Annotated in this window: 13 protein-coding genes; 9 read left to right on the forward strand and 4 right to left on the reverse strand. The window is 33.7% G+C overall.

Annotated elements, in window-relative coordinates:
• The first annotated feature begins 98 nt into the window (after window positions 1-98).
• Complete coding sequence (locus tag KHA98_RS08490) at window positions 99-1,229, forward strand: DUF4861 family protein (protein WP_213257184.1); 1,131 nt, start codon at window positions 99-101, stop codon at window positions 1,227-1,229.
• Between the two features lie 43 nt (window positions 1,230-1,272).
• Window positions 1,273-2,061: a gluconate 5-dehydrogenase gene (locus tag KHA98_RS08495; RefSeq protein ID WP_213257185.1), complete on the forward strand. Its 789-nt coding sequence runs from the start codon at window positions 1,273-1,275 to the stop codon at window positions 2,059-2,061.
• 178 nt (window positions 2,062-2,239) lie between these two features.
• Here the strand turns inward: KHA98_RS08495 and KHA98_RS08500 are convergent, their stop codons facing one another.
• Complete coding sequence (locus tag KHA98_RS08500; RefSeq protein WP_213257186.1) at window positions 2,240-2,743, reverse strand: acetolactate synthase small subunit; 504 nt, start codon at window positions 2,741-2,743, stop codon at window positions 2,240-2,242.
• 639 nt (window positions 2,744-3,382) lie between these two features.
• Between KHA98_RS08500 and KHA98_RS08505 the strand changes: the two genes are divergently transcribed.
• Complete coding sequence (locus KHA98_RS08505; protein WP_213257187.1) at window positions 3,383-3,802, forward strand: hypothetical protein; 420 nt, start codon at window positions 3,383-3,385, stop codon at window positions 3,800-3,802.
• A gap of 494 nt (window positions 3,803-4,296) precedes the next feature.
• Here KHA98_RS08505 and KHA98_RS08510 read toward each other — a convergent pair whose 3' ends face one another.
• The gene (locus KHA98_RS08510) at window positions 4,297-4,755 is read right to left on the reverse strand and encodes an RNA methyltransferase (protein WP_213257746.1); all 459 of its coding nucleotides are present in this window, start codon (window positions 4,753-4,755) and stop codon (window positions 4,297-4,299) included.
• 229 nt (window positions 4,756-4,984) lie between these two features.
• On the opposite strand from KHA98_RS08510, the gene KHA98_RS08515 reads away from it, so the two are divergent.
• On the forward strand, window positions 4,985-5,767 hold the full coding sequence (locus tag KHA98_RS08515) for a DUF1223 domain-containing protein (RefSeq protein ID WP_213257189.1): 783 nt from the start codon (window positions 4,985-4,987) through the stop codon (window positions 5,765-5,767).
• Between the two features lie 185 nt (window positions 5,768-5,952).
• Here the strand turns inward: KHA98_RS08515 and KHA98_RS08520 are convergent, their stop codons facing one another.
• A complete protein-coding gene (locus KHA98_RS08520; protein WP_213257191.1) occupies window positions 5,953-6,921 on the reverse strand; it encodes an LLM class oxidoreductase in 969 nt (322 codons plus the stop codon).
• Window positions 6,922-7,132: 211 nt separating this feature from the next.
• Between KHA98_RS08520 and KHA98_RS08525 the strand changes: the two genes are divergently transcribed.
• The 5 genes from KHA98_RS08525 to KHA98_RS08545 all read left to right on the forward strand — a co-directional run bounded on the left by KHA98_RS08525 (window position 7,133) and on the right by KHA98_RS08545 (window position 10,845).
• On the forward strand, window positions 7,133-7,666 hold the full coding sequence (locus KHA98_RS08525; RefSeq protein WP_213257193.1) for a YceI family protein: 534 nt from the start codon (window positions 7,133-7,135) through the stop codon (window positions 7,664-7,666).
• Between the two features lie 26 nt (window positions 7,667-7,692).
• The gene (locus KHA98_RS08530) at window positions 7,693-8,445 is read left to right on the forward strand and encodes a type 1 glutamine amidotransferase domain-containing protein (protein WP_213257195.1); all 753 of its coding nucleotides are present in this window, start codon (window positions 7,693-7,695) and stop codon (window positions 8,443-8,445) included.
• A gap of 65 nt (window positions 8,446-8,510) precedes the next feature.
• Window positions 8,511-9,005, forward strand: coding sequence for a cupin domain-containing protein (locus KHA98_RS08535; RefSeq protein ID WP_213257196.1), 495 nt, complete (start codon window positions 8,511-8,513; stop codon window positions 9,003-9,005).
• A gap of 47 nt (window positions 9,006-9,052) precedes the next feature.
• Entirely contained in the window at window positions 9,053-9,775 is a 723-nt protein-coding gene (locus KHA98_RS08540; protein WP_213257197.1) for a hypothetical protein, read from the forward strand.
• Between the two features lie 290 nt (window positions 9,776-10,065).
• The gene (locus KHA98_RS08545) at window positions 10,066-10,845 is read left to right on the forward strand and encodes an alpha/beta fold hydrolase (protein WP_246522233.1); all 780 of its coding nucleotides are present in this window, start codon (window positions 10,066-10,068) and stop codon (window positions 10,843-10,845) included.
• On the opposite strand, the gene KHA98_RS08550 is transcribed toward KHA98_RS08545, so the two are convergent.
• A complete protein-coding gene (locus KHA98_RS08550; protein WP_213257198.1) occupies window positions 10,842-12,815 on the reverse strand; it encodes a sigma 54-interacting response regulator in 1,974 nt (657 codons plus the stop codon). The two genes, KHA98_RS08545 and KHA98_RS08550, sit on opposite strands and share 4 nt — an antisense overlap.
• Between the last annotated feature and the right edge of the window lie 126 nt (window positions 12,816-12,941).

Below are 12,941 nucleotides of genomic sequence, written 5' to 3' on the forward strand. Positions count from 1 at the left end.
ATTATAAATCCTGTCCGAAAATATCATTTTGTATTCGGAAAGCCCAAACTATGTCTTAACTCAAAGTATTTATTCATAAAATTATCAAAATAAATCTCATGAAATTTTTACACTTTTTCTTTTTAATGCTTGCTGTTTTGCCAGCAAATATTAATGCGCAAAACAAAACAACTATTACCATTACAAACAATGCTACAATTAATAGAAAAGAAGCTGTTACGGCCATAAAATGGGAAAATATACTGCGCTCCTATCCGCAGATTGACACAGCCAATTTTGTGGTTATTAATAGTCGAACAAAAAAGCAGATTCCGTTTCAATTGGAACATCGGGGCCAATCTGCTATTCAAAATTTATTGGTTCAAATAGATCTTAAAGCCAAAAGTTCGCTGCAGCTTTTCATTCAAAAAGGAAAACCAGAAAAATTTGCCTCCAAAACTTATGCCCGATTTGTTCCTGAAAGATTAGATGATTTTGCCTGGGAAAATGATAAAATTGCTTTTCGTGCGTATGGCAAAGCTTTAGAGAAAACAGATGGCGATGCTTATGGTTTTGATGTTTGGGTTAAAAGCACTTCTAAACTTGTTCTGAATGACCGTTACAAACGCAACGATTACCATATCGATCACGGCGACGGACTAGATTATTATCATGTTGGATATACTTTAGGTGCTGGAAATATGGCTCCTTTTATAAAAGATACGATTCGTTATTCGGGTAATTACCATCAATGGAAAATCTTAGATAATGGTCCGCTTCGTACTACTTTTCAATTAATTTATGACAGCTGGAATGCGGGCGGAATTAAAGTTCAGGCTATCAAGACGATTTCTATTGATGCGGGTTCTCAACTAAATCGTATTGAAAATGTATACACTTTTAATGACAGTAAGCCTTTACCGGTTGTTGTGGGTATTATTCGAAGAGATAAACCGGGGGTGATTTCACTAAACGAACAGCAAGGAATTTTGGGCTATTGGGAACCTACTTTTGATAAAGATGGTACAACAGCTGTGGGTTCCATATTTACTATTCCGGCTGAAAGCATGTCGGTTAATAAAGAACAATTATTAGCTAAAACTAGTGTAAAAACGAACGAACCAATTGTTTATTATGCTGGTGCAGCTTGGGACAAAGCAGGAAAAATTACGACTTCAAAACAATGGTTTGATTATTTAAATCAATTTAATGAAGAACTTAAAAACCCGCTTGGCATTAGCATAAAATAACTAAAACAAAAACGAAGAATACTATTAACTAAAAAACAAAAAAATGTCAATTAACTTATTTGATTTAACTGGAAAAACAGCTTTAATTACGGGAGGAGTTCACGGATTAGGAATGGCAATGGCGATGGGACTTGGACATGCGGGTGCAAAAATTGTGGTAAACGATCTTTCACAAGAGGCTTTGAATAAAGCTATCGAAGAATATAAATCTGAAGGAATTGAAGCGTATGGCTATTTATTTGATGTAACCGATGAAGAAGCCGTAATCGTCGCAATCAATAAAATCGAAGCCGAAGTCGCACCAATCGATATTTTGATTAATAATGCCGGAATTATAAGAAGAACTCCCATTATCGAAATGGAAGTTAAAGATTTTGCGCAAGTAATCAACGTAGATTTAATCAGTCCGTTCATAGTTTCAAAAAATGTAGCAAAAGGAATGATTGAACGTGGTGGAGGAAAAATCATCAATATCTGTTCGATGATGAGCGAACTAGGCAGAGACTCTGTAAGTGCTTACGCAGCTGCAAAAGGCGGTTTGAAAATGCTAACCAAAAATATGGCTACAGAATGGGCTAAATTCAATATTCAAACCAACGGAATTGGGCCTGGCTATTTTGCAACAAGCCAAACAGCTCCCATCCGCGTAGACGGACATCCGTTTAATGATTTTATTATCAGCAGAACACCCGCAAACCGTTGGGGAGATCCCGAAGATTTACAAGGTGCTGCCATCTTTTTGTCTTCAAAAGCAAGCAATTTCGTAAACGGGCACATTCTTTATGTTGACGGAGGAATTCTGGCTACGATTGGAAAACCGTCAAATGAATAATATAAAATAACGTTTACATTTATAATAAATCAGCGCATTGCAAAACAATGGGCTGATTCTGTTTAAAATATCGTCTTATCTACATCAGGATTAAAACTTCCTTTATCCGGATATTTCAGCTCTTTGTCAACTTTCAACAAGAAAAAAAGGGAATAAAAATAAGAAAACATCTCTTTTCCTAAATTTCCGCAACAAATCCTCCGCCGGATTTTACCATTGCAATACCAGAACTCCTTACAAATTCGATCAGCCCCAATGGATTTAATTTTTCAGTTAAAGCTTCCAGTTCATCAGCTGTTGCCGTGGCCTGTAATATCACATACTCCTGTTGAATCTCTGAAATTTTAAGATCGTTTTTTCGTAACAAAAAATCCAAAGAACCGGTCAAAAATACAGCTGTCGGAATTTTAAACAATGCCACCTGTCTACAAACAAGTTCTTCGTTCAAATGGTAAAAACATCTAAAAACCTCTATCACTTTCTCTATCTGCGCAGCCAAATTTACAACCACATCCAGCGTTTCGTTGACAACAATGGTGTGTCTGTAAATTTTATCCATTTCACATACAGACATATTAAGGCTTACAATCTGAACTTGTTTTCTTAAAAACATAGCGCTTAGTTTATTAATTAATCTTAACTGGTCTTCTGAATAAATAGTCAGGGTAAATTCATTTTTCATGGTGCATTTTTTATTGGTGTTTTTTTTAAAAGAAATAAAAAAGCCTTTCACATTGTACTGAGAAAGGCTTTTTTGAATTAGACAATATATTCCTGACTCGTCATGTGATACGAATAATGATAATAGAAATAATAATGTTATGTTGAACTGCTTTTTTCATATTTGGTGTAAACAAAAAAAGCTTCCCGTTTTAAGGGGAAGCTTTTTAAATTATATTTTATTTATCTATATAACATCCCTTCACCACTATCCAATGATAATAATGATAATAATAGAAACGATGTTAATTAAATTTTTCATTTGCCTGATTTGAAGCACAAATATAAAGTTATTTTTTGAACTGTAAACATTCTTTTGCTCTGCACGCATAAAAAACAAAAACGCTATGATTTTTTGTTTACTCAAAATAAATTGATGCTCTCCATAGTTAATAAACTCAAAAAAAAATAGTTTTGTATTTATTCGGCAATATACACTTGTCAAAGTATAGCAGACAGCCAATAGAAACGCTATGGGACAGCATTTATAACATCAGTACGCAAAACATAAACAACTGTATAACAAATATATGTGAAAAATTATTTGTAAATTGCTTCATAATCTAAACCTATCTTTTAAAAAAATTTAAAAATCAACATTATGAAAAAGTACATTTTAATTCTGGGTTTTATGTTTTCGATTGCTTCATTTTCACAAAATATCACCTCTAAAAGTGAGAATGCAACTCCGGCTCAATATGAATTGCTAAAAAAAGTTAATGAATATTATCCGGATATAAGCTTAAGTGATAAGGTTGTCAATTTTTATGTTGGTGAAAAGATCATAGACACTAAACAGGAATTTGCAATAAAAAACACTGAATTTACAAGTTATGAGCTGAGTATTAGCCCTGATAACAAAAGAGTGGTTTTTAATTTTGTATCGGAAAAAAGTGGAAAAATCTACGGTGCTGTAGTTCTTATTAAAGGAAGTTATGTAAGAACAACTTTTAATGAAAATTTAGGGCTGGTGGATATAATGGTGAATGGTAAATCTGCTTGTATACAAAACATAAAATAAAACACTTATATATTAAAATTCAACAAGATAATAACTTTTACTTTATGTAAGGGATCCAGTAATTTCATAACAATGAGATTCTAAAAATGAAAGTTTTATTCAGAACAAAATGCCAAGTATTTAAATTTAAATACTTGGCATTTTAATTTAAACCATACCTTAGCTGTTGTTTACCCTCTTTTCCTAATTTGGCAGATTTCAAATTACGTCATAGTTTAGTCACTAAACGCTTCAGTGCAATATGACAAAGTAATTTTGCTAGTAAAATTATAGAAAAATGCATCTCAAGTATCATAAAATAAAGCATTGCCACGAATTAATAATTTCTGTTATCCCTATTTTACTAGGTAGCGGTACCAGCCTTTTTAATAACGTAAGACCTGAACAAATTCTTGAATTACTATCAGTAAAAACATTTGACACCGGTTTGGTACAATTGCATTACAAGCCAAAGTTTTCATAAACTTTTTTACTCGTTTTTTGTTTTACTTACGTTAAGATCGTGACTTAGACAAATTTCTATCGTACATAATAATAGTTCCTGCCACTGCCACATTTAAACTTTTTACTGATTTAAATTTTACTAAATGATGGCATTTATCCATCACTTTTCTGGATAAGCCATGATCTTCTGCTCCCAATAAATAAACACAGCGTCTTGGATGTTCAAAGGTTTCTAAATCGGTAGCTTTCTCATCTAATTCAACACCAACCAATCGAGCTCCTTTGGGTAAGTTCTCAAAAAAAGCTTCAAAAGTATCATAATGAAAATAAGGAATTGATTTTACCGCATCGTGAGTATCACTGGCTTGTTTAGCATAACGATTACCTATAGTAAATATGAAAGTTGCCCCCAAATTTTGTGCAGATCGCCACAAAACACCCAAGTTTTCAGGCGTTTTACCATTTTGTATTCCTATCCCGAAATACTCATTTATAAAATTGTCATTCATAAAGGCAAAAGTATAAATTGTAAGCACATAAGTCAATTTTTTATCCGGATGTAACAATAATTACGTTGAAAGAAAGCACTTTTTCGACAAGATCATTTTAATACCCATTTTTCATTCTTCCAATTGTCTGTTTCAATATCCATTCTGTCCAACTGCCGTAATTCTTCTTTTTCTAAAGACAATACGATTCTAAATTTGTTTTATTCTTAAAAATTAAAGATGAATTACCATGAAAAAAAGAACTCAAATTATCCTCGCTATAGTACTGCTTTGTCTTGTACCTTTTCTTAGTCTTTTTCCTAATGAAGATGAAAATCGTAGCGGACATTCTACAATTAAAACATCAGATGCAAACGGTTTTGCTGTAGTCGAACTCTTTACTTCGGAAGGTTGTTCCAGCTGTCCTCCGGCTGATGAACTTATTGCCCAATTAAAAAACGATACTTCGGGAAAGCAAGTCTATCTATTAGTTTACCATGTAGATTACTGGGACAGAATGGGATGGAAAGATAAATTTAGTAATCCTGCATTTACCGCTCGCCAGCAACAATATAAGGAATGGCTAAATTTGCAAACTATTTATACGCCACAATTTGTTGTAAACGGCACGTCAGAATTTCCCGGCAGTAATGAGAACGAACTTTATAATTTGGTATCTGATGGACTTCAGACCATGTTTACTTCTGCATTAGAAATTAAAGCAGAAGTAAAACAGCAATCAATAAATGTTTCATATAAGACAAATTATCTGGCTAAAGACACAAAACTGATAGTCGCCTTAATACAAAAAAATGCTATTTCTCAAGTTGAGCGTGGTGAAAACAAAGGAAGAAAGTTACAACATGTTCAGATTGTAAATGATATTACCCGTTTTGCCTTAGATAAAAAAGAGAATAATCTTAGCATCTCTAAACCTGAAAATTTTAATGCATCGGGTTACGAATTGATTGCGTTTACACAAAATGAACTCACCGGTGCAATAACTTCAGCATCAAAAACAAACTTTAATTAATTATATAAAAACGAAGATTATGAAAACTGTATTCTGTATTGTAATTGCCTTAATTGTAGTTTCGGCATGTTGTCTCGAACTTACTGTTGGTGAAATTCTATTTTAATCCAATAAGTATATTAAAAAAGAAATCCGTCAATAATTATTGACGGATTTCTTTTTTACACTTTTTTATTTTAAATATCTTATCTAAACTGCGGAATTATATATTCCCCAAATTCCTGAATCATTTCATCTGCAGGACGAAGTGTTGGCTTAGGATTAAGCACTGCGTGAGATAATCCAGCCTGCTGTTGCTGCGCCCAAAAATCAATTAACGCTTTTCGTCCGCCACCAATATAATTTGGGCCAAAAGATAAAGCCTCTTCAGGATTTTCAGAAAGATCAAAGAAATGGGCATAACCATAAGGCTTATCAATTCCGTTTGTCGCTTCATTCCAGTGTTTTCTTCTCAAAGCAACATGTCTTGCCGGTTCGCCGTGCCAAATCCATCCGTCCATATTTTCGCCAATCCATTCCAGACTTTGCCCCGCTCTGCCTATTGCAATTGTAGGTATATGATGTCCTAAAGGTTTTGGAATAAGATCTATTGATCCGTTAAACTGTCCATAGAATTCTGTATTAAAACTAGGGAAACTTTCTTCTGTGAGCTTTTTAATAATTCCCGTGGCTTCACGGTAGCGTTCTGCTCTGTTATCGTAATTACTTCCAAAAGCCGGATATTCGCTGCTGCGGTCACCAGAGGAAAGTCCTAATATAAAACGTCCGCCTGATAATTGATCTAATGTCGCGGCTTGTTTCGTTACTATAACAGGATCGCGCAATGGCAATACAATACCGGCTGTCCCAATGGCGATACGTTTTGTCATTCCAGCCAGTAATCCGCCATAAACCATCGGGTCGTAAACTTGTCCGGCATCGCCAAAACTAGGATCTAAAAACGGAACATCTCGTAGCCAGATTACATCTACTCCACTCTCATCTGCCTGACGCACTACTTTTTCAAAAATATTCATATTCGGAATCGGGCCATTTGGATATCCCGCTATAGGTGCTATAAAACCAAAAGTTAGCTTGTCTTGCTGAAATACCTGAGAATATCCTTTATGTGCTTTTAAGGCACTTTGAATATCGTTTTCTACTTTATTTTTCATTTTAAATAGTATTTAGTTTGTGTACTACACTTAGCAATATGATTTTGAAATTCAACAAATTAACATCATTAAAAAATCCTTTTGCATTGTAAGGTCAAAGGTACTTCTGCTTTCCGTTTTTTGAATGTGATCTAGGTCACGTAGTGTATTTACGGCTTCTGCTGAAATTTGCATCATAATTAAAACGAATTAATTATTTAAAAACATAAAAATGGAAACACAACAATTTAAATTAGAAAGTGCCAAAAGCAAGATTGACTGGATTGGCAGAAAAGTAACTGGTTCTCATAACGGAACTATAGATATTAAAGAAGGTGAATTAGTTTTTAATCAAGGTCAACTTTCATCAGGAAAAGTAGTTATCGATACTACTTCAATTAAAATTCTTGACGTAACAGATCCCGCTACGAATGCACAATTCGCCGGTCACTTAGCATCTGATGATTTTTTTAATTCAGCGGAATATCCTGAAGCTTTATTTGTAATCACTTCAGCAACATCAAACATCGCTGAAATTGCCCATGTACAAGGAAATCTTACGATAAAAGGTATTACAAATGAAGTTGCATTTGATGCAGCAATCACTACAACTGCAGACAGCGCAACACTTGCGGGTAAAATCGTAATTGACAGAACTAAATACAATATTAAATTCCGTTCTGGAAACTTCTTTAAAGATCTTGGTGATACTCTTATCTACAACGACTTTGATCTTACTATTAACGTAACTGCTAAAATTGCTTAAGCAGCATAATCTTAAATAAAAACAAAATGAAAAATATATTTAAATCAGCCGTAATTGCATTATTTGCAGTATTAAGTGCTTTGGCACAAGAGAATAAGAAAACAAAAATCTTATTTGTTTTAACTTCTAATGATAAATTGGGAGATACCGGAAAACCAACAGGTTCATGGATTGAAGAATTTGCAACACCGTATTATTACTTTTTAGACAAAGGAATTGAAGTGGTAATTGCAACTCCAAAAGGCGGACAAGCTCCTATTGACCCAAAAAGTAACGACCCCTCTTTTCAGACTCCGTCAACTAAACGTTATTATGCAGATAAAAGCGCTCAAAAAGCATTAAGTACAACCGTTAAATTATCAGCTGTAAAAGAACAAGATTTTAAAGCCGTTTTTTATCCAGGCGGACATGGTCCAATGTGGGATTTGCCAAATGATAAAAACTCAATTAAAATCATCCAAAGTTTTTACAATAATAACAAACCTGTTGCTTTTGTGTGTCACGCACCAGCCGCTTTAGTAAATGTTAAAGACAAAAACGGAAACTATTTTATTGCAGGAAAAAAATTAACTGCTTTTAGTAATACAGAAGAAGCTGCTGTTGAATTAACAAAAGTGGTTCCTTTTTCTTTAGAAGATAAATTGAAAGAACATGGCGGTGTCTATTCTAAAGGTGCAGACTGGTCATCCTACGTGCTAGAGGACGGGCTATTGATCACTGGTCAAAATCCGCAATCATCAGAGCAAGTTGCTTCTAAAATTTTAGCAAAGATTAAATAATCCATCACAAAAGATTTGGTATAGCTAAACAGCTGTATCAAATCTTTTTTTTAATAAAAACGCTTATGAAACCTTCTGTATTTTTTAAAAGTTTTTTGATCCTGTCTTTTATTATTGGGTATTCTCAAAACAGTATCGCGCAGGGAATCAGCACTAAAGAATTTAATTCTATAAACGCTGAAACTATTGTCTGGAAATCTTTTCCTGCATTTCCTGAAAAAGTAAAACTCGCAATCTTAGTCGGTAATCCAGCTAAACCGGAACCGTTTGTTGTGAGAGTTAAAGTGCCAAATGGCGAAAAAATAATGCCACACAAACATCCGGAAGACCGAATTTATACCGTGATCTCTGGTGTGTTTTATATCGGGATTGGAGAACAATTTGATGAAACTAAATTAAAAGCATATGCGCCAGGATCTGTAATTGTTTTACCCGGAAATACACCTCATTTTCATCTCGCAAAATCCGGGGAATATATTTCTCAGGTTTCTGCATTTGGTCCGCTCGGATTAGAATATCTGGACAAAAACGAAGACCCCAGAATACAACATAAAAACTAATTTTTAACCTACGAATAATAAGTGGCTTAATTAAAAAATACAACAACATGAACAATTTATTAGAATTTACAATTAACGCTCACGGCGGAATTGAAACCTGGAACAAATTTGAAAGTATTACGGCAAAACTTAATACCGGAGGCGTTCTGTGGCCAATGAAACAGCAAGCTGGTATTCTTGACGATATATATATTACTTCAAATACCAAAAAAGAATTTACAACACATTATCCTTTTATCAAGAAAAACTGGCATACTTCTTTTGTGCCTGACCGAATTGCAATTGAAAATGAAAAAGGCGAAACAATCGAAGAACTTTTAAATCCAAGAGCATCATTTTCAGGACACGACAGAGATACACCATGGTCAAAATTAGAAGTGGCGTATTTTGCGGGTTATGCAATGTGGACTTATTTTAATGCTCCTTTCATTTTTGCAAACCCAAAATATAAGGTAACAGAATTAGAGCCTTGGGAAGAAAACGGAGAAACATTTAGAAGATTACAGGTTGAATTTCCTCCCGAAATTGCCACACATAGTAAAATCCAGACCTTTTATATCGACAAGGATGGACTCATAAAACGTCATGACTATAGTGCAGATATATTAGGAAACTCAACTGCTGCACATTATTTGTCTGATTATATAGATGTTCAGGGAATTAAAATTGCAACCAGCAGAAAAGTTTACGTTCGCCTGGAAGATAATACACCACTTTTACCGGAACCAATTTTAGTTTCAATCGAATTGAGCGAAATTAGTTTAAAGTAAAAATTGCATTATAATATATCTATTCATAAAAAGGAGGTTAAAGCCTCCTTCTCTTTTTTAATAAAAATTTTGCTTAATTGAGTTGCAATACCAGTTTCTCATCTAAATTATGATATTTCAATAATTGAAACTTCTTTTTAACGATATATAATAATTTGTATTTCTTCTTTCATCAAAAAGCTTTTATAATCAATACTTTACAAAAAAGGCATTTGTTTTGTTTTTACAATTAAGATTCAATGAGCAAAATACTTCGGAATTTCTTATCAATAATCTTAAACTAAAACATTATGTATCTAACTAAGCAAAAGACGATTATGTTTATTACGGGAGCATTTGTGAGTCATTCCTGCTGGGAAGAATGGAAAGATTTTTTTGAGAATAAAGGTTATAAAACTGTTGCACCACCCTGGCCGCACAAAAATGAATCTGCTGAGATTTTAAGAAAAGAGCACCCAAACTCAAAAATTGCATTAATAAATCTGGAAAGTTTACTGGACTATTATACTGAAATTATAGAAAAACTACCCGAAAAACCCATCTTAATCGGACATTCGTACGGAGGTCTATTGACCCAATTACTGATTCAGAAAGAATTAGGTTCAGCGGGAATTTGTATAAATTCGATTCCGCCAAAAGGTATTATAAATTTTTCCTTTTTTAAAGCAATATGGAAACCGTTAGGCTTTTTTACCTCTGCAAAAAAGGCGTTTTTAATCTCTTTTCAAGAATGGCAGAATAATTTTGTAAACCAAATGCCTTTTGAGGAACAAAAAAACAGTTACGAGAAATTTGCGATTCCGGAATCAAAACTAGTATTGCGGGATATTTTTTCTAAAGCAGCAAAAATCAATTTCAAAAAGAAACATAATCCACTTTTATTTATATCCGGATCTGGAGATACGTTTACTTCGTCTTCACTCCATTATTTAAATTATAAAAAGTACAGAAACATCCATTCTATAACTTGTTATAAAGAATTTAAAGACAACAATCATCTTGTTATAGTACAGGAAAACTGGCAGAATATTGCCGTTTTTATTGCAGATTGCCTGGCAAAAATTACCTAGCTGATTTCTCTTTTTATTTCCAGCTTTTTAATTTTAGAATTTAATGTCGAAGGGTGAATATCTAATATTTCTGCAGCACCGCCCGCTCCCGAAATTTTCCCGTTGCATTTTTTCAGAATATAAAGAATATAATCCCTTTCATTTTCTAATATTGTTTTAATCGAAAATGACTCTGTAACTTGTTCAGGATGCATTTTTGAAGACGTAGAAAGTTCAATTTCTTTGATGGTGTTACCTTCTGTAAGTAAAATTGCGCGTTGCATTACATGTTCCAGTTCTCTGATATTTCCGGGCCAATTGTAATCCATGATCTGCTGCAAAGCAAAATCAGAAAGAATAAGTGGTTTTCTGCCGATTTTTTCACTGTACACCTTTATAAAATGATGTGCTAAATCGGGAATATCTTCTTTTCGTTTTTTTAATGGCGGAACCGTAATCGGAAAAACATGCAAACGATAATACAAATCCATTCTGAATCTTCCGGCTGCTACTTCTTCTTCCAGATTTTTATTGGTTGCTGCAATAATTCTAACATCTATTTTCATTGGCGAAGTATTACCAATTCGTTCAATTTCTCTTTCCTGCAAAACACGCAACAACTTCACCTGAAGTTCTAAGGACATCTCACCTACTTCATCCAGAAAAATAGTACCTCCGTCAGCCATTTCAAACTTGCCAATACGTTTGTCCAAAGCTCCTGTAAACGAACCTTTTTCATGGCCAAAAAGCAATGATTCGGCCAGATTTTCAGGAATTGCACCACAATTAATAATCACCAATGGTTTATCTTTTCTCGGTGACAAAGCGTGAATACTCTGGGCTATTTTTTCTTTTCCTGTACCGCTTTCTCCTAAAACCAAAACCGATGTGTCTGAAGGAGCTACTTTTCGAATATAATTAAAAACCGAAATCATCTGCGAGCTATTCCCTATAATTCCTTCAAAACCTTCTGTACCAACTTCCGGCTGAATCAATTTTGATTCTGTTTTTGGAGGAACAATACTTAAAGTTTGTTCCGAATAAATTTTACTAATAAACTGAGAAAAAACATTCTCGAGAGCGTTTAAAAGATTTAAATTTTCCTGCGAATAAATATTTAAATTCCGGCTGTAAAAAGTAAAATGATAGTGCTGAACAGTTGCTATAGTTACTGGAAAAACCAAATATGATTTTATACCAAAATTGTGTGCTATTAAAGCTTTTATTGGTGCATCCTGCAAATTATTTATCAATGCTTCTTCGCTGTAAATAATGGGCTGCTGATCTATTTTTGATTTTCTGTACGTTTCGTCTATTTCATTAACAGTTACCGTAGCAATCTGAGCAAGTTTCCGTGAATCAATAATTTGATATTCGTCTAATTTTTTTCGAATAATTCCCAGCTTATCATAGTGTGTGGTCGTTGCAAAACCTACCTCCAGATAATCAAAAGGAACAAACGTCTGAATTACTTTTCCAAAAGCGAGCAACGCATCTTCTTTTTTTAAATTAGAATTCTTTATATCTGCAATCCCTTTCTGAAGCTGAAATTGCTGCATGAGCTGAGATTCTAAACTGTATTCCTGACGATAAAAAGCGATTTCAAGCGTCGTTAAAACATCCTGATCCCGAAACGGTTTGACTATAAATCCGTATGGATGCGTGGTCTTTGCCTGATCTAAAATACTTTTGCTTGAATTGGCCGAAATAAATATAAATCCAATATACATTTCCTTAAGATAATGCGCCAGTTCAATTCCGTTTCTGGAACCTTTCAGCATAATATCCAGGAAAACCAAATCCGGTTTTTCAATTTCAATTTGTTCCAAAGCCTGCTCAACAGAACGCGTAATTCCTGTAACCTCATAATTTGCTTTCTCAAGAATTAACTGCAAATCATGCGCTTCAATAAATTGATCTTCCACAATTAAAATTCTTTTTTTTAATCCTGAAGAAACTGCTTCATATCCGTTATCGGCTGACTTTTTCATAAGTGAGGAAATTTTACCTTATATTGCGTTTAATTTATTGATACAAAAATAGTTAATTATCATAATTAAATTAAGCGTTTTTCAAATTTAGCCAAATAAAAATCACATTTAATATTAATTTTCATA

Source organism: Flavobacterium branchiicola (assembly GCF_018383905.1).
In the GTDB taxonomy this organism is placed as follows: Bacteria; Bacteroidota; Bacteroidia; order Flavobacteriales; family Flavobacteriaceae; genus Flavobacterium; species Flavobacterium branchiicola.

Excerpts from the sequence above, each read along its gene's own strand:
- KHA98_RS08490 (WP_213257184.1), top strand. The coding sequence starts at position 99 with ATGAAATTTTTACACTTTTTCTTTTTAATGCTTGCTGTTTTGCCAGCA.
- KHA98_RS08495 (WP_213257185.1), top strand. The coding sequence starts at position 1,273 with ATGTCAATTAACTTATTTGATTTAACTGGAAAAACAGCTTTAATTACG.
- KHA98_RS08500 (WP_213257186.1), bottom strand. The coding sequence starts at position 2,743 with ATGAAAAATGAATTTACCCTGACTATTTATTCAGAAGACCAGTTAAGA.
- KHA98_RS08505 (WP_213257187.1), top strand. The coding sequence starts at position 3,383 with ATGAAAAAGTACATTTTAATTCTGGGTTTTATGTTTTCGATTGCTTCA.
- KHA98_RS08510 (WP_213257746.1), bottom strand. The coding sequence starts at position 4,755 with ATGAATGACAATTTTATAAATGAGTATTTCGGGATAGGAATACAAAAT.
- KHA98_RS08515 (WP_213257189.1), top strand. The coding sequence starts at position 4,985 with ATGAAAAAAAGAACTCAAATTATCCTCGCTATAGTACTGCTTTGTCTT.
- KHA98_RS08520 (WP_213257191.1), bottom strand. The coding sequence starts at position 6,921 with ATGAAAAATAAAGTAGAAAACGATATTCAAAGTGCCTTAAAAGCACAT.
- KHA98_RS08525 (WP_213257193.1), top strand. The coding sequence starts at position 7,133 with ATGGAAACACAACAATTTAAATTAGAAAGTGCCAAAAGCAAGATTGAC.
- KHA98_RS08530 (WP_213257195.1), top strand. The coding sequence starts at position 7,693 with ATGAAAAATATATTTAAATCAGCCGTAATTGCATTATTTGCAGTATTA.
- KHA98_RS08535 (WP_213257196.1), top strand. The coding sequence starts at position 8,511 with ATGAAACCTTCTGTATTTTTTAAAAGTTTTTTGATCCTGTCTTTTATT.
- KHA98_RS08540 (WP_213257197.1), top strand. The coding sequence starts at position 9,053 with ATGAACAATTTATTAGAATTTACAATTAACGCTCACGGCGGAATTGAA.
- KHA98_RS08545 (WP_246522233.1), top strand. The coding sequence starts at position 10,066 with ATGTATCTAACTAAGCAAAAGACGATTATGTTTATTACGGGAGCATTT.
- KHA98_RS08550 (WP_213257198.1), bottom strand. The coding sequence starts at position 12,815 with ATGAAAAAGTCAGCCGATAACGGATATGAAGCAGTTTCTTCAGGATTA.